The following is an 18,215-nucleotide window of genomic DNA, read 5'->3' on the forward strand; positions in this document are numbered from 1 at the left end:
TCTTTTAGTGGGAAGGGAGTAGAAAAGGTGCAAAATATGAAAATGCGTAATTCGTAATTATAAATTAGGCTGACACAGTTAAAAACCCAGGAATAAGAAAGAGAAAATAATGGAATTTGAAACTAGAGCAATTCACGAAGGACAAAAACCAGATCCTCAAACTGGAGCGGTAATTGTACCAATTTATTTAACTTCCACCTATGAACAAGAAGCAATTGGACAGCACAAAGGTTATGAATATTCTCGCACAGGAAACCCGACCCGCCAAGCTTTAGAAGATGCTTTAGCTTCTTTAGAAAATGCTAAATTCGGTTTAGCTTTCGCTTCTGGTTTGGCTGCAACTACCACTGTTTTAAGTCTTTTGAAAACTGGTGATCATATTGTTGCTGGTGATGATTTATATGGTGGGACTTATCGGTTATTAGAAAAGGTTGTCAAAAATTGGGGCGTAGATACTACCTATGTCGATATTGATAACATCAATGATTTTGAAAGCGCCATTCAATCTAATACTAAGTTGATTTGGATTGAAACACCAACCAACCCGCTATTAAAAATTATTGATATTGCCGCATTGGCAAATTTTGCCCATCAAAATAATATCATCTTAGTAGTTGATAATACTTTTGCTAGTCCTTATTTTCAACAACCTTTAAATTTAGGTGCGGATATTGTTGTTCACAGCACAACTAAATATCTCGGTGGACATAGCGATATTATTGGTGGTGCAGTTGTTACCTCTAATGAGGAACTATACCAGCAACTCAAGTTTTATCAAAATGCCATTGGTGCGGTTCCCAGTCCCTTTGATAGCTGGTTAGTTTTGCGAGGAATTAAAACCTTAGCGGTGCGAATGCGTGAACATGAGAAAAATGCTTTGTTTTTGGCGAAATATTTAGAAAAGCATCCCAAAGTTGAACGCATTTATTATCCAGGTTTACCAACTCATGAACAATATCATCTTGCGAAAGAGCAAATGTCTGGCTTTGGAGGGATGATTAGTTTGGAATTAAAGGGGGGTTTGACGGAAGTAGAAAGATTTGCTTCTAGACTGCAATTATTTTTGTTAGCAGAAAGTTTGGGAGGGGTGGAATCATTACTTTGCTATCCAGCCAAAATGACTCATGGTTCTTTACCAGAAGCAGAAAGACTAAAACGCGGGATTAAGGATAATTTGCTGAGGCTTTCTGTAGGAATTGAGCATTATCTAGATTTGCAAGCTGATGTAGAAAATGCTTTGGCTGATAAATAAGCTTTAAGGTAGATGGCAGAAGCTAAAAAGATGTTAGTTAAAAACTAAAACTTCTGCCTTTATAGAAGTGAATGAAAGCAATTTTGGTAAAAATGTCAAAAATTGATGACATTAACATTTAGTAATAAATAGCTTTCTATTTAGATTCCTATCTGTGAAGCTTAATGGGTTGATAAATCTCAAGTTGGATAGGAGAGGTTGTCAGCCTTATTTTGTAAGAACTTCTGAAAAAATCATCACTAACTTATATATAACTTTGAATAAAATCCGGTAATTATATCGGAATTATGAGCTTATGAATTCAGGAGTAAAAATCCTATTGACTCTTAAAAAAGTTGGAACTAATGTTGAAGCAAGTCCAAACTTAGGACTTGAATTAGAACTTGAAATATACATCAGAAAATCAGGAGTACTTCCTATGATGATGATGATGAATGAATCTATGACTTCCCAAATGCAAACGGCTATGAACGCTTGCATGGAATGTCACAAAATGTGCATGGAAACTATGGCTTACTGTATGAGCAGAGGTGGTAAGCATATGGATATGACCATGATGAGCATAATGCGCGATTGCTCGGAAATGTGTATGATGTGTATGAATATGATGATGAGTGGTTCCGAGTTTATGGGACGCACTTGTATGCTTTGTGCGGAAATGTGCGATCGCTGTGCAACGGCTTGTGAAAAAATGAGCGACGATAGAAAAATGATGGAATGTGCGGCTGCTTGTCGCAACTGTGCTGAATCTTGCCGATCTATGCAAATGATGCCTGTTTAATTCGATTCACACAGCAGAATGTTCTCTGCAACCTATTAGTCAAGCGCTCAGGCTTTTTAAGTTTGGGCGCTTACACCTGTGAACCATCTACACTGTAACCTATAGCTTTCGATAGAATGATAAATGGACGTAAAATACAATAACTGACTAAGCGTAATTCCCCATGACCACTTCATCCCGCCGCTACCACATTACTACCTTCGGTTGCCAAATGAATAAAGCCGACTCAGAGCGCATGGCAGGCATCTTAGAAGACATGGGCTTTGAGTGGTCAGAAGACCCAAATCATGCAAATGTAATTCTTTATAATACCTGTACAATTCGGGATAATGCCGAGCAGAAAGTTTATTCTTATCTTGGTAGACAAGCAAAGCGTAAACATGAACAGCCTGATTTAACTTTAATTGTAGCTGGTTGCGTTGCCCAGCAAGAAGGAGAAGCTTTATTGCGACGTGTGCCAGAATTAGATTTGGTGATGGGGCCACAACACGCTAATCGTCTCAAAGATTTGCTAGAGTCAGTTTTTGAAGGCAATCAGGTTGTCGCTACAGAAGAGGTGCATATCATGGAAGATATCACCCAACCACGTCGAGATAGTCATGTGACAGCTTGGGTAAATGTGATTTATGGCTGTAACGAACGTTGTACTTATTGCGTAGTTCCTAACGTGCGCGGTGTGGAACAGTCTCGGACACCGGAAGCCATTCGGGCGGAAATCACAGAATTAGGTAAACAAGGTTATAAAGAAATTACCCTACTCGGCCAAAATATTGATGCTTACGGCAGAGATTTACCAGGTGCAACTCCTGAAGGTCGTCACCTGCACACATTGACAGATTTACTGTATTATGTACATGATGTGCCAGGGATTGAACGGCTACGTTTTGCTACAAGCCATCCCCGTTATTTTACAGAACGGCTAATTAAGGCTTGTGCAGAGTTGCCCAAGGTGTGCGAACATTTTCATATTCCTTTTCAGTCCGGGGATAACGAGCTATTAAAGGCGATGTCACGGGGTTATACCCAAGAGAAATATCGCCGGATTATTGATACTATCCGCCGCTATATGCCCGATGCGTCTATTAGTGGAGATGCAATTGTGGGTTTTCCGGGAGAGACAGAAGCCCAGTTTGAAAATACTCTGAAATTGGTGGATGATATTGGTTTTGATTTGTTGAATACTGCTGCTTATTCACCTCGTCCGGGAACACCTGCGGCCTTGTGGGATAATCAACTGAGTGAAGAAGTCAAGAGCGATCGCTTGCAAAGATTAAATCATCTCGTCAATGTCAAAGCCGCCGAGCGATCGCAACGTTATTTTGGCAGAATTGAAGAAATACTAGTTGAAGACCAAAATATCAAAGATAAAACCCAGGTGATGGGACGCACTCGCGGTAATCGTCTGACTTTCTTCACCGGCGATATCAATGAACTCAAAGGGCAAATAGTAAAAGTGAAAATTACCGAAGTTCGCCCCTTTAGCTTGACTGGAGAACCAGTGGAAGTACGGCAAGTTGTAACGGTGTAGTTCGTAATTAAGTAGGTGGGCGGGAGATATAGCAGGAGTCAGGAGTCAGGAGTCAGGAGGAGGCAGTGCGGTGGACGGGTTTCCCGGCATAAAGCAACTGCCGTTCAGGAGTAAAACCCTTTTGTAGTAAGAGTTTCATTATCAATTGATGTTCTAACCACCCTGTCTACGGCTATAAGCAAAATGTGTGAAGAAAAGTAAATAAGCTTCAAACCCTTTGCCCCCTGCTCCCTGCTCCACTGCTCCCTGCTCCCTGCTCCCTGCTCCCTGCTCCCCTGCCTTGTTACAACGATAATTATTTACACAAACCTGCTATATCTGGGGGCGAAAATCCGCCCCACTATATCAATTACCAGCTTGTTGGATTAAATCATCCAATTCATGCTGCATCTGACTTTTGACTAATTCATAGCATTCATTAACATAAGTGCGATCGCTTGCGGCTTCTTTTCCATAGCGTTCAAACACAATTGGTGGACATACTCTGGTGTGGATAGGCATAGGTAAGGGAATATTAGGCAGAGGTCCAACGGCTAAACCCCAAGGTAGTCCCAGATAAATAGGAAAGACTAGGGGATCAACCCCAAACAGCCACGGCATACCCCACTTGTGGAATTGCTCAACAACTTTGTACAAATCCGCCAAGATAAATAGGGTATCATGCGCCCCCCAAGAAATCGCCGGCACAATTGGCACATTTTCCCGTAACGCCAGCTTGATAAATCCACGTCGTTCAGCAAAGTAAATTTTGTCCCGCATTTCATGGGGACGGAACACATCTTCTGCACCACCAGGATAAACTAAAACACTAGCTCCAGAGCGTAAAGCCTGATAAGCCATTTGCGGATGAGCGATAACAGCCCCACCTTTCATGGCTATTTCTGCTAAAGCGGGGAAAACTTCCCAAGCTTTGGGATGCATTAAACCGTAAATTGGTTTTTCAGCACCAAAGCGGCGTACCCAATCGTACATCATCATGGACGTGTCGGGAGAAGCGAGTCCTCCATTGTGGGAGCCGACAATGAGAATTTTTTCATCTGGGACATTTTCCCAACCACTAGTTTGAACTCGAAAATAGTAGTTATACAAAAAGCCCAAGAGGGGCATGATTGTTTCGATGAACTTTGGATCTCGCTCATCCAAAGACCAACCGGGTTTTGTTTTTTGAGGATGTTTTATTTTTAACATCTAAACATTTTATCAGGATTAGAAAAGAGCAACAATCTGGTCTGTCATGGTTGGATAATAATATCAGCAGTAAAAATCGGCTCTAGCCATAGCTATCTTATGGAAGGATCATTTCAGCATCAGAAAAAGTGTTTTCACCTTCAGTCTAAAAATTCCCTGTAATAGATTATGAATATTCAGACAAGCCTTAAAATCATTTTAGCTGATTCAATTATTGGCACGGTATTACCAGAAATAGCCTTACTGGACTTACCTAATTGGTGGTTGGCTGGGGGTGCAGTGCGAAATACCGTTTGGCATTCTATATTTGGAACAGAATGTGGGTTAGTCATCAACGATTTTGATATTGCATTCTTTGATGACGGCGGGAACCGTTCCCAGGAACTAGCAGCAAAGGCTACTCTCACAGCCAAATTTCCTGACTATGTGTTTGATATTAAAAATCAGTCCAGTTTTGCTCGTTGGCGTGATGGTCGTAGAACTTATTCTAGTGTAGAGGATGGCATTAAAGATTGGCTACATACCGCTACTGCCGTAGGCGTAAAGATAGATACACAAGGGGAATGGCAATTTTTCACTCCCTATGGATTAGATGACCTGTTTGCTGGTATTATTCGACCGACTCCAGCCCATACTCACAACCCAACTGCGGATAAAAAAGCATCTGGATTTCTAGAAAAGTGTTCCTGTCTGCGGTTGATATCTGCTTCAGGACTGAATAGTCAAAGAGAGGGATAAGGCAGGGGGCAGGGGGAAAGAAGGTGTTAGCCTAGCTCATATTTCTTTACATAGGTTGCTTTTTTTTGCACCAATCTACTTACTTTTTTCTTCAAATTCACTCTCTAATTAATTCCTGAAATTTTGGCTCTTTTTTAAGATCATCAAAATCTATATCACTCGCAGCATCTTCCCTATATTGGGGATTAAGTTGAATCGCCTTTTGGAGATTTTCTAAAGCTAATTCAATTTCTCTTTGTAGTGCATAACAAGCTGCTTTATTGTAATAAGCACTAGCATAGTCTGATTTTATTTCTAGCGCTTTATCAAAGTTGCTAATTGCTTCCTCATCCTCTCCCAACATCACCAAAGTGTAACCTCGTTTATCCCAGATTTTAGGGGAATTAGGTTGGAATTGCAACGCTTGATCAAAAGAAGTGATTGCCTCTTCATAACGTTCTAATTCTACCAAAGATAAACCACGGTTTAACCAAGCAACTCCATCATCAGGTTTAATTTTGGTAGCTTTATCAAAACAGTTAAATGCTTCTTGATGTTTGTTTAAATTTCCACAAGCTACACCAATATCACACCAAGCTTGATGATAGTCAGGATTAATTTTAATGGCTTGATTATAGGAAGCGATAGCTTCTTTATAACGTTTTAATCTACTCAAAATTATACCACGCTTCAGCCAAATTCCAGCATCATCAGGTTGAACTTTTACAGCTTGTTCATAAACTGCAAATGCATCTGCATAACGTTTTTCTGAAAAAAGAATATCTCCTTCTTTGACATAATCATCAGCAGAAACTTGTGGTTGAGGTGGTTCTGGGACTTGTTCTGACTCAGGAATAGCTTTAGCTTTAGGCGTGATTTCTATTAGTTCTTGTAACTGAGAATTTTGCTGCTGTTGAGCATCTAATTGTAATTCTGAAAGTTGATTAACAAATTCTGTTTCTAATTTTTCTAACTTCTTGAAAATGCGATTTTTTTGTTGTTGCACATTATTTTGTAATTCTGAAAATTGCGAAGTCAACTCACCACCGGATTTGTCTAAATTAGCAATTACTAACTGTTGATAGTTTTGAGAATCTAACTGTAAATCTGAAAGTTGATCAGTAAATTCTATTTTTAATTTATCTAAACTCTCCAGCATCGTATGTTTTTGGGTTTGAGCATCATTTTGTAATGCGGAAATTTCTGATTTCAATAAATTATTTAATTTTTCCAAATCCGCTATGATCTTATCTTTTTGGGTTTGAGCATCTAACTGAAATTGAGATAATTGAACTGCAAAATCCGAATGTAATTTTACTAAACTTTCAATAGTCTTATCTTTTTGCTGTTCAGTTTCGGAATGCAAAACTTGAAATTGAGATATACAATCAGCACTATATGTTTCTATATTGCTAAGAGCTAAATCTTTTTCTTGTTTAGCGCTTAATTGAAATTCTCCTAATTGATCAGCTAAATCAGATTCTAATTTACGTAAATTTTTAGCTGTTATATCCCTTTGGAGTTGAGCAAATGAATTAAATTCATCTATTTGAGTATTTAATGTTGCTTGTAAAACCTTGATATGTTCTTGAGCCGTGTTTATTTCACTCTCTAATGCTGACAAAAATTCTTGTTTTGATAGAGGTAAATCAGATAATAAGATAGATAAATTTTCTTCTTCAGCTTGGATTTTTTCTTTTAAAGATTTAACTTTTTGGGCTAATTCCTGAGTTATAATATTAGCATCTTGAATAATATTTTCTGCTTCTTGCTTGACAGTCGTTAGCTGAGTTTGTAACTTTTCCATTCCCTGTATTTGTTGCATTGCTCTGTCAACAATTTCCCGAATTGCTGCTCGGCGTAACAACCACAATACCGCAATTAAAGCCACAGGAAATAAACTTAAAATAGTTAACCAGACATTAAGCAAAGTATTTGTGCGAGTAAAAGCACGCTCAAAATTAGACTGTACTTGCTTTTGAATTCTGTTTTCTGCTCGCAGTCGGGTTAATTCTTCCCGTTCCTGATTTGATAATATCTGAGAAGATGGTGCAGATACCGGAGGTTGTCCACTGACAAAACCAGTGGATAGCAGTAAGGGTGAAAATAAAATCGCGCTTTTCAAAGCTAAAGCTAAGATTATTGGGTTTTTGCTCTTCATGACAACCTTTCCTATCTGTTTATTAGTTTTGGAAGCGGCGTGCCTATATGCCATCTATAATAGATGATTGGTGTGAGATTACCGGACTGTCAACCTATATCTTACTCCCTTCCTTCTTTCTTTGCGTCCTACTCTTTGCTACGCAACGCTACCGCGAACAAGATTGTGATAATGTCTTAACGGTTAATTTAATTGGTATTCTTCTGGTGGGAAGGTAATAATTTTATATTACACCACACGGCTTGAGCAAAAAGTCCTAAATCATATCTTGCATCATCATCTCATTACCAAAATCAAAGTCTAGAAACATGGTTATTTCCTAGTGTGGGAATTTCCTACTCTTCATTTTTGATATTAATTTTAATAAAATTAAAAAATTAACCGTTTACATTAGCTGTCATGAAATTATCTTTTTTCGAGCAAAAAACCCAATTAATCCGCCAAAAATTTACAGAATATTGGCATTTATTTAATCAATGGTTGATAAATACTCCAGAAAGAGCTATTTTAGATGCTTATCAAGCAGCTAAAGCCATCCAAAAGATAGAAATAGAACAATTTAAGGGGCAAAAAATTTCTCCTGAATTAGCCAATTCCACAGAAAATGTGATGTCTTATTGGCAGGGAAATCTCAATAGAAATTTAACTACTATTAAAGTGAGATTAGCGGAATTTAATTTAGGAAGTACATTTATCAATACTTCAGATTCTAGTATTTTAGAAAAGCTCAAATTTATTGATGAAGTAATAGCTAGATATACGCCGCCCGATGCATCAATTTTTGAACCTCTGCCAACTAATCCTAATCCAGTTCAAAAACAATCAAATCTACCCAATAAAGATGTTTCCAATTCCGCACCTACAATTCAGAAAACGGGGGTAATTCCTAGATCAATTGGCATAACAATTAATAAAATTACCCAAGATTTTGCCCCTAAGGCAGAAGAAGAATTTGTCAAAAAGTATCGAATTTCTAGAAATAGGACAAGAAGGGCTATCAAATTTTTATTGCTGTTAATTATTGTCCCACTATTAACTCAGCATTTTTCTAAAATTTTGTTAATTCATCCTCTAGTAGAAAACTTTAGAATCGAAAATAAAACACAAATTTTTCTAAATTCCGAAATGGAAGACGCAGCTTTGAAAGAATTAGCAAATTTTGAAAAACAATTAAAATTTGAAAGTCTTTTACTTACAGCACCTGAAATTTTACCAGAAAAAATTGCAGCCAAGCTTAAGAATAAAGTTAAGGAAATAGCCGCAGAATTTAATTATAAAAGTAGCAATGCAATCAGTAATGTATTTGCTGATGTAATTTCACTGGTTGCTTTTGCTATGGTTATTGCTTTCAGCAAAAAAGATATTATCTTTGTCAAATATTTTATAGATGAAATTATCTATGGTTTAAGTGATAGTGCTAAGGCATTTTTAATTATTTTATTTACAGATATATTTGTTGGTTTCCACTCCCCGCATGGGTGGGAAATTCTTTTAGAAGCAGTAGCAGAACATTTGGGTTTACCAGCAAGTAGAAACGGAATATTTCTATTTATCGCTACATTTCCTGTGATTTTAAACACTATATTTAAATACTGGATCTTCCGCTATCTCAGCCGTTTATCTCCTTCAGCATTAGCAACTTTGAAAGAAATGGATGAGTAAATAAGGTATAACCGAGAATCCCTACCAATGATACCATGTCTGGTTAAAGACTTATTATTAGTTCTGACACGGAGACACGGAGAGTTTTTTGATAAGCAATTAGCCGGACTTGATATGAAACGTCTCTACAGGGTTCTGGATAAGGCATAAGTAGCTTGGGCACAATTAAATATAAAACCTCTCTCCAAACCTCTCCCCTACCAGGGTTGGGGGGTTAGGTTTATATTATATTTTTTAACGCCCACTTACTTACTTATTTAATTTAAATAAAAGTCGATGTCTATTAAAGTCTTGTTGGTAAAAAACATTTTTCCGTATTAAGCCATTAACAAAGGAAGATTTGAATAGCATAACGTAGTTAAAAATATAGTCACAAAAATACCAAAAATGCCAATTATAATAACAATATATCCAAGATTTTACAGCTTAGATTTAGATTAATAAGTGTGAATTAGCTACTTATTGATTTTGTCAAGATATCAATAATTTTTTATGAATTTCTAGAAAGTGTTTGTGCAAAATCTAAGTTTATCTGTTACTAATTAAGATTGATAATTGCTTTTTATCCTCCATGAAAGTAATTATTAAGAGTACTGAGGTATAATAGCTTATCAAGCTCTTTTACTTCTGGCATACAAACAAATTAAGAAATTAATTTCCTCATTTAGACTTATGAGTATCTTCTTCAATCAAAAATTTCAAATCACAGCAGGTGTTGCCACGTTAATACTTGCTAATTTAGCTAATAACTATTTAGCTCCACAGTCTGTGAATAAGCAGCTAATTCAAAAACAACAAGTTACACCCAATTTAGCTTTTATTCAGCCGTCAAATACTGCTAAAACTCAAACCCATCTGACTGAAGCGCCCATTAGTAATTTTATTAATCAGCAAATATCTGAGCTAAATAGCAGCCAGAAGTCTAAAAATACATCTGTATTCTATTCTGTTATTGATGAGTGGAAAAAATATCAATATAGTGTGAATGGTAATCATGTTTTAAAACCAGTAAAATTACCAGCTACCAAAGTTAGTTTTAATCAAGCAGATTTATTAACGGTGCTTACCAATACGAGAAAATATTTCCAAGATCATGCCCAAAAAGACCCTGATATTTCTCGCAATGGGCTGTTGTTAAGCCAGGGAGTTACTTTAGAGGATGTTCTCAAAACTTTAGATTTTATGATTGTAGTTTTACAGGAGGATATTAGCAATAATCGCACTACTCGGTTACAAGATCCGAATTTTATTAACGCTAATTTTCGAGTAATTAAATGGTCGGCTTATAACCCTGAAAAGCCAAAACAGAAGCAATTACGAATTACAAAATATGCTGTTTTTACCCATTCTGGTTCTCGCAGCAAAACTTCTAAATATAATATACCAATTTATAGTTTAAAAGAAAATTCAGATGCTGATAAATTTTACATGAAATATACGAAGCAGGATGTTTTGTCAGGTATTTATGAACCTGGGGGTAAAGAATTTGGTAAAGTTGAGCCTTTGGCATATTTAACTCGTGAAGGTTTAGAAGAAGCTTTAATGCAGGGAACAATCTTGATTAATTTTACAGATGGTTCTAAAGCATTTTTTAATGTGGATAAAAATAATGGCATATCTTATGTGAAGGGATTAAAAGCAACATCACAAAAACGTTATTGGTATTTTAGAAAAGTTGATCAAATTAAAGGTTACGGACACCAAATAGATGCAAAAATCTCTATCAAACCAGGAGTAACTTTTGCCGGTGATGTATTAAACATGGGGTTAGGAAGGGTGATTATTATGGAGTATAATCAAGCTGGAAATAAACGCTTGCAAATGGGAGTAATTGCAGATACAGGTGGCGCGTTTTTGCCAAATCTTGCTCAACTCGATTTTTTGGCGGGTATTTTTCAGAATCAAAGAGAATTTAGGCAGCATATTCAGCAATTACCAGAATATGCTACCGCATATATTTTGGTGAAAAAGTAACAAATTTCTAGCTTAAAGCCTTAGTTGTGGCTGAAATCAAAATAATGCCATTACAGCCGCAGGAGAACCGGAACCACCCCGCAATCGGAGAATACCAATCACCAGAGTAGCGCCTTGGGGCGGTAGTTGATCTAAATTGGTTAGGTTTTCTAATACAATCAGCGATTGGCTTCGTGACTGCTCTCTGTGCGATCGCTCTAACAACAACCGATTAGTAGTAAGATTAATATCTTGCCCTGAATCTACACCATGTGTATCAATTCCAACTCCAGCAATTTTTCTTTCAGTAATTAAAAACTGGGTTGCATCACTACCAAAGCCTGGAAAATGCATATTTCCTTGTTCGTCGTGGTTCAAAAAGGCGCTTTTATCTAGCCATTTAGCTTGCCATCCTGTATAAAGTAGTACGGCACAATCAGCAGGAACAGTCCCAAATTCTGCTTCCCAAGTCAGAATATCAGCAATAGTGAGGAGATAATCAGCATTCACTGCTGCTTGCTTGCAGATGTCTATAACTACCGCAGGTACTACTAGAGACTGGGCTGGGTATTCATCAATACTTACACCATTCGTGTAAAAACTATTAGGGGCATTAATATGAGTAGCGCTATGTTCCCCTAAAGAAAAACGTCGCAGATAATAACCATCATCTTGCAGTTCGGCAACAGTAGTAAATGTTACGGGAGGATCGCCCGGCCATTGAGGGATACCCGTGTCGATGACATGACTCAGGTGAATGACACAGGAATAGGCGATACTATTTTGCTTCTGGGTATGTATAATAGCGTTCCTCTCTGATTTAGCTACTGCTATTATTTTAAACAATTCAAAAGTCAAAATTCAAACCTGTTTCAGTCGAGGTCTAATACTGTTTCACTTTAAGGTGCATACAAATGAAATAACTCTATTATACGGAGACAGGGAGATTCTTATGTAGCTTTAATTAAATGAATTCATATAAATCGCCGACTGTAGCCCGCTGAGTGCAGATTAACACAAATAGTGTAAATTTATACTCTTATTGTTGCCGTAATTTAAAAGTCTTTCACCCTTGAATTTTTAATAAATAATCCCCCAATTCCTGCAAATATCAGGTTTATGGGGGTTTTAAATGTTGCAGCAAAAAGTGAATATATCGTTAGTGAACAGCCAAAAGGTTAAAACTTCAGTAAAATAAGGTTAAATTTGGGTAAAAATATACGCATATTTAGCAATCAATAATGGTTAAGGTTTGTAAGACGATGTTTGGAAAGTTATAGCAGGAGGCAGGAGGCAGAGGGCAGGAGGCAGGAGGGAAAGCCTTATTATATCTAAGTTTCAAGGATTAATAATGTCCTAACTATCCTGGCTACAGCTATATCAAATATAATAAATAACCTGTCAGATCATCTTCGGTTTAAGACTTATAATTAGGGTTTCTACTGAGAATATTTGTGACAAGTAATTTAGGAAACTTAGTATTAAACTACTCATGGAACGTTTCTATCAGGTTTCTGGATCAAGAATATTTAATTTCTAGATATCTCTAATAAATAGGTAGAAGTGGACACTACATTACCTGCAATATACTATATGAGTAAACCTATTTTTTAGCTCTATGAATCGTTCAGCCTGCCTGATATTTAATCCGGTTGCGGGTCAGGGGAATCCAGAATTAGAATTAGATGAAATTAGGGCAATATTAGAGCCAGCTATTGACCTAGATATTTATTTCACAACTGAAGAGATAGATGCTGATCAACTAGCACAAGCAGCGGTAGAAAGGGGAGTAGAGGAGATTATTGTTTCCGGGGGAGATGGAACTTTATCAGCTGCTGCTGCTGCGGTAATTAATACCAATATTCCCTTTGGGATTATTTCCAGGGGAACAGCAAACGCTTTTGCGGCAGCTTTAAATATTCCCAATACAATCGTCGCCGCTTGTGAAACAATCTTAGAAGGCAAAACCCGCACAGTAGATATAGCTTATTGCAATGATAGACCGATGGTCTTATTGGTAGGTATTGGCTTTGAAGCGGGAGCAGTCGAAAAAGCCGACAGAGAAGCCAAAAATCGTTTTGGAATGATAGCCTACATCTTAGCAGGCATCCAAGAACTGCAAAATTTACAGAAATTTGCTGTCGAAATTGAAACAGAAGACAAGATAATTAGAACTATTGCGTCAGCAGTGACAGTGGCAAATGCTGCACCTCCCACATCAGTTTTAGCTCAGGGGCCAGCAGGTATTTTTTTTGATGATGGATTACTAGATTTAACAATTGTAGCTCCAGATAATAAAGCTGGTGCGATCGCAGCCACGTTCCATTTACTTCAAAGCGCTTCCACAGGTACCGCAACGGAACGTGATGATATTGGCTATCTGCGAAGTAAAAAGTTTAAAATCACAACTGACCCACCACAAAAGATAGTCATAGATGGGGAAATAGTGGGTACAACTCCTGTAGAAATTAACTGCATACCAGCTGGCTTGAGGATTTTTGTGCCATTAGTAGAAGAAGAAATATTCACTGAAAAATTAGAAGGACTGCCGCATTTGAATGTGGAAATAAAACACTCAGATGAATAAGGGGTGCAATCAAGTAATTACACCCAGAATACAGCTTATTCACTAAATCATGCCGGTTCCTTTACCCCGTTTATCGCCTGTTTCTGTCAATTCACCGGCTTTATCTTCTTTAACTTCTTGTAGTTCCTCAAGGCGTTCTGCGGCATCTCTGGCGATGTTTTCTCGCGCATCCCCTGGAACTTCATAATACATTTCTGGTTCAACTGGATAGTTATTCAAAAGACCTTCTTGATCAACAGTGTAACCATCAGTGGTGCGGATGCTTTCATCATTAGTTTGGTCATCTGTAGGCGCACTGGAGAGTTTTTCTTCTGTGGGAACTTGTTTATAATCTTCTCCTTCTCTGGCTATACGCGCCGCTGTTTCTGCTGGAATTATGCCCCGATCATATGAATCTGAATCAACACGATGAGCAGAATCAATATTTTTCTTCCCTGCTTTCTTAACCATCAATTTTGTCCTCCTTATGTTTTCATCACTTCGAGACTAGATTATACTTATGGAAAACATAAATCTACTATCTCAAGAAGTAGAGAAATAGAAAATATCAACTAATATTCTCTATCGGAAGATTTATTCATCATCCACCAAACAACTAAATAACGAGTTTTGATGGTATCGATTATCAATAATTTGAGGTAATAATTGTCTTTGGTTTAATTAACAAAAAATTAAGAGGATATTTTAAAAGGTCAAAGCTAGTGATCTCCTACAGAAGATAGCTCTCTGATAACCACACAGTTAATTGTCAATCAGCACGGTTTTTTCTGCAATTTTTTCCGGAGCTATTGAGGTAAACCCTCTTCCTGTATCGGGTTTACTCTGCTTGTCACTCCTCAACTTCGGCAGATCGGGGATCTAGTTCCCATCGAGCATCATCACGGTGTTCTAAAATATCCTTCGTGTGGAGAAAGGCACCATCATTCATTTCTAAACCTACCGCTGCTTCTAATTCCTCTGTTATATTTTTTTCAGGAGTAGCAACAGTACCACCAACAGCTTCATCTCCTACAGTTTCTCGCCAATAAGTATCAACTTCATCAACAATAATATTATATTCCGCAGGAAATTCAGGGCTGCTTTCTGTATACTCTTGCCCATGATCTCGCAATGAACGTTGACCAACATTATATCCCGGTAAGTCTTTTACTCCAGTCCCATAGGATTCAGTAATTTTCTGTGGCAAATCAACAGATTGATTTTCGTCTTCCTTTTCCTGTCGTTTTTTTGTCATAATAATAGCCAGATACTGCACTATGATTATAACGGTTTCACACAGCAGATTTATCTAACTAAAGATGTATAACTTTAGTCAGAAAAAATATATCTCTTCAGAACCAAGTAAACCAATTCCTTAAAGATTAATATATTAGGTAATTATTAACGTGATTTTGTTTGATTTTTTAATTATTACTGTTAGTATTTATTGATTGATTTTTTAATTTTATTGAATTTTTTATTGTTTTTTCGTAGTAAGAATAATGGTTATATAGCAATCATATTTGAGTTGTGAACTGATGGTATAATTATAACCATAGAGTAAATACTGCTCATAAAAATTAAAATTTTTTGACTATAGCAGTCCTATATTAGTCGTGATAGCGCAGCTTGGCGTATGCCATACAACAATATCCCCGACTCTCTGAGAAGTCGAGGATCTGGCTCTTGTTCACAAATCAGAGAGGTTCTTTATCATGCTATGGTCTGCTGAAAACCAGTCTAGAAATAGCTTTGACCGTTTTTGGAGATGTCCATTACATCTACTTGTAAATAATATACAACTATCCTAAGGTGGACATTAACAAAGATTTTAAGCTAAAGTTGTTATGAGTTTGTTTTAGAGTTAGGATGTAAAAATGCAACTGTAAATAAGCAAAAGAGTTGCTACAGTCTATTATTACTACAATGCTTAATACTAATAAGATAGGTATAAGCAAAAAAAATCGCGTCTCATATCCTGACATCGATAAATCAACACTCAACATTGAACGGGAAAAATGTCCCAGTAGTTAAGAAATTGAAATATGCAAAAACCAGCTATTTCTAAAAAACCAATTCGTTCCTTAGAAGATGCTCTAGAACAGTGTCAAGTTCTGGGTATGCGCGTCAGCCGCCAGCGCCGCTTTATTCTGGAACTACTTTGGCAAGCAAATGAACATCTTTCTGCCAGAGAGATTTATGATCGTTTAAACCAACAAGGTAAAGATATCGGACATACGTCTGTTTATCAAAATTTAGAAGCCCTATCCAGTCAGGGTATCATTGAGTGTATTGAACATTGCGATGGACGTTTATACGGTAATATTAGTGATGCCCATAGCCACGTCAACTGTATAGATACAAATCAAATTCTCGATGTTCATGTGGAACTATCAGAAGAGTTTCTCCACCAAGTTGAGGTGCAAACAGGAGTGAACATTACTGGCTACACCATTAACTTTTATGGCTATCGTAACTCACCATCAGGTCAAGATAGTGATTAATTATGAGTTATTGGGCATAGGGTATAGGCATGAATAATAGATAACAATCAGGTTTAATCAGCTAAGTATAAAATCTGGTTCCTAGTTGGGAAAAAAGTATTTGTATTTGAGTGTACTATGCGCGATTGCCCTTTCAGATTATTACTAATCGACCCAGATCCCATCTTTCGTCTAGGGTTAAGGGTAGCGTTAGAAAGCATATCCGATATACAAATAGTAGCTGATGTCCCAACAGATATCGCCGCCTTGCAAATTTTAGCCCAAATTACAGCCCAAGACCCTAACCAAGTGAATTTAATAGTTTTAGAGTTAGGTAATGGTTATTCTAGGGACTCTCAGCAACTAGGTTTGCAATTCTGTAAACAACTCAAAGCATTATACCCCCAGATACCTATATTGCTTTTGAGTGTTATCTCCACACAAGAACTGCTGTCAGCAGCCAAGTCTACTGGTGTCAATGGCTATTGTCCTAAAGGTATATCTATTTCTGAATTAGTCCCCATTATACAAGAAGTAGCAAATAGTGGTTACTACTGGTCTATAGTCACGTCTTTGTCATCCTCTTTGCCTTTTCGTAGTCTGCGGAATAATGTCCGTTTGTCAGGAATTAACTACATTAACACCACTCTTACCGCAGTCACAGCACAATTAAAAATCCCCGGACTACCACTACTAGATAAAGCTATTCTCGCAGGACAAAGACGTGAACTGTTAGCCGCTCGTTGGTTGGTTAATCATTTATTAGCTGCACCAAAGGAAGAACAACCAATACAGCCTGCTCAACCACTACCTTCACCTAATTACCCTAATAACGCTATTAGTCCATTAAACTCCCAGCAGATGCCAACTTTTTTGCCGCCCTTACTGAGTCCAAGAGCGCTGCAATCTACAGTATTTACATCCTGCGTTGCTAAACTCCAGTTTCCTCTACAGAATCTCACAGATATACCCTTAGAAATTGATATCTTTCGGGAAGAAAAAAAACGAGAATTACTTTATATTATTCTCCAAAAATTGTCGCAAGAATTGGATGATTTACGCAATACAGAAGTTAAATTAAACTTAATACAAGATTTAAAAAATAAAATATTAATTGATTTGTGGCAAGAAGTAATTAGAGATTTTTTTGGAAAATTTTCCTGTATATATGTAGGGGATAAAAAAATAGCAATAGCCAGTTTTATGCTGGATAACGCAGCCAATGTAGAAACACAAATTCTGAATAAAATTCCGTTAACCGTGGAGTTGTTTTCTTATTTAGTTTTACAAACAGATTTGTATATTGATAATATATCCTATCCAGCAGGTAGTGAACAAGCAAATTCGCAAGCATCAATAATTTTAGAAAATTTGTTGATTCAGGTAGCCAATGCTGTAGTACAGCCATTACTAAATTTTTTAGCAGATATAGAAACCATTAAACAAGGTTATTATGATCGGCACATGATTTCCACCAGAGAAATTGAACGATTTAGAAATAACTTATCGTGGAAATACCGATTGCGTAATTATGTAACTGAAGCCCAAGAAATTTTTGAAAGCCGCTATGAGCTATTTGTATTCGCATCTCGTGGTATTGCCAAAATGTCAATTTATGCACCTCGCAGCCAAGAGTTAGCAAAACTTTCTGGTATTCCCCTAGTAGTGACATTAGTGCTAGAATTTCGTGATGCGATTGCACCCCGCATACAATCAATCTTATCCTTTTTAGGTAGTGGATTTGTCTTCATTCTTACCCAAGTAATTGGACGAGGATTAGGTTTAATAGGGCGGGGAATTCTCCAAGGTATTGGTAGTGTTTCCTTAATAGAAAAAACCCAGAATCGCCATAAAGAACGAACTAAATAATTAGCAAAAACCCTCCGCGTTCCTCTGCGCGTACTTTGCGTTCCTCTGCGTTAAA

The 18,215-nt window shown here is 37.2% G+C and carries 13 protein-coding genes and 1 pseudogene; 9 read left to right on the forward strand and 5 right to left on the reverse strand.

The window, feature by feature from the left end; all coding sequences use genetic code 11:
- Positions 1–103 precede the first annotated feature (103 nt).
- The 3 genes and pseudogenes from H6G68_RS17415 to miaB form a co-directional block, all read left to right on the forward strand.
- A pseudogene (locus tag H6G68_RS17415) lies at positions 104–1,252 on the forward strand (cystathionine gamma-synthase); the annotation flags it as partial.
- Positions 1,253–1,670: 418 nt separating this feature from the next.
- Entirely contained in the window at positions 1,671–2,033 is a 363-nt protein-coding gene (locus tag H6G68_RS17420; protein WP_190907773.1) for a four-helix bundle copper-binding protein, read from the forward strand.
- Positions 2,034–2,196: 163 nt separating this feature from the next.
- The gene (gene miaB, locus H6G68_RS17425) at positions 2,197–3,561 is read left to right on the forward strand and encodes a tRNA (N6-isopentenyl adenosine(37)-C2)-methylthiotransferase MiaB (RefSeq protein ID WP_190907774.1); all 1,365 of its coding nucleotides are present in this window, start codon (positions 2,197–2,199) and stop codon (positions 3,559–3,561) included.
- 345 nt (positions 3,562–3,906) lie between these two features.
- Here miaB and H6G68_RS17430 read toward each other — a convergent pair whose 3' ends face one another.
- Positions 3,907–4,749: a lysophospholipid acyltransferase family protein gene (locus H6G68_RS17430; RefSeq protein WP_190907775.1), complete on the reverse strand. Its 843-nt coding sequence runs from the start codon at positions 4,747–4,749 to the stop codon at positions 3,907–3,909.
- 168 nt (positions 4,750–4,917) lie between these two features.
- Between H6G68_RS17430 and H6G68_RS17435 the strand changes: the two genes are divergently transcribed.
- On the forward strand, positions 4,918–5,487 hold the full coding sequence (locus H6G68_RS17435) for a nucleotidyltransferase family protein (RefSeq protein ID WP_190907776.1): 570 nt from the start codon (positions 4,918–4,920) through the stop codon (positions 5,485–5,487).
- 97 nt (positions 5,488–5,584) lie between these two features.
- Here the strand turns inward: H6G68_RS17435 and H6G68_RS17440 are convergent, their stop codons facing one another.
- Positions 5,585–7,627 carry a tetratricopeptide repeat protein gene (locus H6G68_RS17440; protein ID WP_190907777.1) on the reverse strand — a complete coding sequence of 681 codons (2,043 nt, stop codon included), beginning with the start codon at positions 7,625–7,627 and terminating at the stop codon, positions 5,585–5,587.
- A 399-nt stretch (positions 7,628–8,026) separates the two neighbouring features.
- Between H6G68_RS17440 and H6G68_RS17445 the strand changes: the two genes are divergently transcribed.
- Positions 8,027–9,289, forward strand: coding sequence for a proton extrusion protein PcxA (locus tag H6G68_RS17445; RefSeq protein WP_190907778.1), 1,263 nt, complete (start codon positions 8,027–8,029; stop codon positions 9,287–9,289).
- 672 nt (positions 9,290–9,961) lie between these two features.
- Positions 9,962–11,263: a hypothetical protein gene (locus tag H6G68_RS17450; protein WP_190907779.1), complete on the forward strand. Its 1,302-nt coding sequence runs from the start codon at positions 9,962–9,964 to the stop codon at positions 11,261–11,263.
- A 36-nt stretch (positions 11,264–11,299) separates the two neighbouring features.
- Here H6G68_RS17450 and H6G68_RS17455 read toward each other — a convergent pair whose 3' ends face one another.
- Positions 11,300–12,046 (reverse strand): cyclase family protein, encoded by a 747-nt coding sequence (locus H6G68_RS17455; protein WP_190907818.1) that lies wholly within the window; start codon positions 12,044–12,046, stop codon positions 11,300–11,302.
- An 814-nt stretch (positions 12,047–12,860) separates the two neighbouring features.
- On the opposite strand from H6G68_RS17455, the gene H6G68_RS17460 reads away from it, so the two are divergent.
- Positions 12,861–13,829, forward strand: a complete 969-nt coding sequence (locus H6G68_RS17460; RefSeq protein ID WP_190907780.1) for a YegS/Rv2252/BmrU family lipid kinase — start codon at positions 12,861–12,863, stop codon at positions 13,827–13,829.
- 42 nt (positions 13,830–13,871) lie between these two features.
- Here H6G68_RS17460 and H6G68_RS17465 read toward each other — a convergent pair whose 3' ends face one another.
- Both H6G68_RS17465 and H6G68_RS17470 read right to left on the reverse strand, forming a co-directional pair.
- Positions 13,872–14,279, reverse strand: coding sequence for a hypothetical protein (locus H6G68_RS17465; protein WP_190907781.1), 408 nt, complete (start codon positions 14,277–14,279; stop codon positions 13,872–13,874).
- A 379-nt stretch (positions 14,280–14,658) separates the two neighbouring features.
- Positions 14,659–15,063 carry a DUF6335 family protein gene (locus tag H6G68_RS17470; RefSeq protein ID WP_127052038.1) on the reverse strand — a complete coding sequence of 135 codons (405 nt, stop codon included), beginning with the start codon at positions 15,061–15,063 and terminating at the stop codon, positions 14,659–14,661.
- Between the two features lie 790 nt (positions 15,064–15,853).
- On the opposite strand from H6G68_RS17470, the gene H6G68_RS17475 reads away from it, so the two are divergent.
- Both H6G68_RS17475 and H6G68_RS17480 read left to right on the forward strand, forming a co-directional pair.
- Positions 15,854–16,312 carry a Fur family transcriptional regulator gene (locus H6G68_RS17475; protein ID WP_190907782.1) on the forward strand — a complete coding sequence of 153 codons (459 nt, stop codon included), beginning with the start codon at positions 15,854–15,856 and terminating at the stop codon, positions 16,310–16,312.
- Between the two features lie 117 nt (positions 16,313–16,429).
- Complete coding sequence (locus H6G68_RS17480) at positions 16,430–18,160, forward strand: DUF3685 domain-containing protein (protein ID WP_190907783.1); 1,731 nt, start codon at positions 16,430–16,432, stop codon at positions 18,158–18,160.
- The last annotated feature ends 55 nt before the right edge of the window (positions 18,161–18,215 follow it).

Origin of the sequence: Anabaena catenula FACHB-362 (assembly GCF_014698735.1) — a bacterium.
GTDB classification, from domain to species: domain Bacteria; phylum Cyanobacteriota; class Cyanobacteriia; order Cyanobacteriales; family Nostocaceae; genus Anabaena; species Anabaena variabilis_A.

What these genes read in the sequence shown, in the direction of transcription:
- H6G68_RS17420 (WP_190907773.1), top strand. Translation starts at nt 1,671, where the DNA reads ATGATGATGATGATGAATGAATCTATGACTTCCCAAATGCAAACGGCT.
- miaB (WP_190907774.1), top strand. Translation starts at nt 2,197, where the DNA reads ATGACCACTTCATCCCGCCGCTACCACATTACTACCTTCGGTTGCCAA.
- H6G68_RS17430 (WP_190907775.1), bottom strand. Translation starts at nt 4,749, where the DNA reads ATGTTAAAAATAAAACATCCTCAAAAAACAAAACCCGGTTGGTCTTTG.
- H6G68_RS17435 (WP_190907776.1), top strand. Translation starts at nt 4,918, where the DNA reads ATGAATATTCAGACAAGCCTTAAAATCATTTTAGCTGATTCAATTATT.
- H6G68_RS17440 (WP_190907777.1), bottom strand. Translation starts at nt 7,627, where the DNA reads ATGAAGAGCAAAAACCCAATAATCTTAGCTTTAGCTTTGAAAAGCGCG.
- H6G68_RS17445 (WP_190907778.1), top strand. Translation starts at nt 8,027, where the DNA reads ATGAAATTATCTTTTTTCGAGCAAAAAACCCAATTAATCCGCCAAAAA.
- H6G68_RS17450 (WP_190907779.1), top strand. Translation starts at nt 9,962, where the DNA reads ATGAGTATCTTCTTCAATCAAAAATTTCAAATCACAGCAGGTGTTGCC.
- H6G68_RS17460 (WP_190907780.1), top strand. Translation starts at nt 12,861, where the DNA reads ATGAATCGTTCAGCCTGCCTGATATTTAATCCGGTTGCGGGTCAGGGG.
- H6G68_RS17465 (WP_190907781.1), bottom strand. Translation starts at nt 14,279, where the DNA reads ATGGTTAAGAAAGCAGGGAAGAAAAATATTGATTCTGCTCATCGTGTT.
- H6G68_RS17470 (WP_127052038.1), bottom strand. Translation starts at nt 15,063, where the DNA reads ATGACAAAAAAACGACAGGAAAAGGAAGACGAAAATCAATCTGTTGAT.
- H6G68_RS17475 (WP_190907782.1), top strand. Translation starts at nt 15,854, where the DNA reads ATGCAAAAACCAGCTATTTCTAAAAAACCAATTCGTTCCTTAGAAGAT.
- H6G68_RS17480 (WP_190907783.1), top strand. Translation starts at nt 16,430, where the DNA reads ATGCGCGATTGCCCTTTCAGATTATTACTAATCGACCCAGATCCCATC.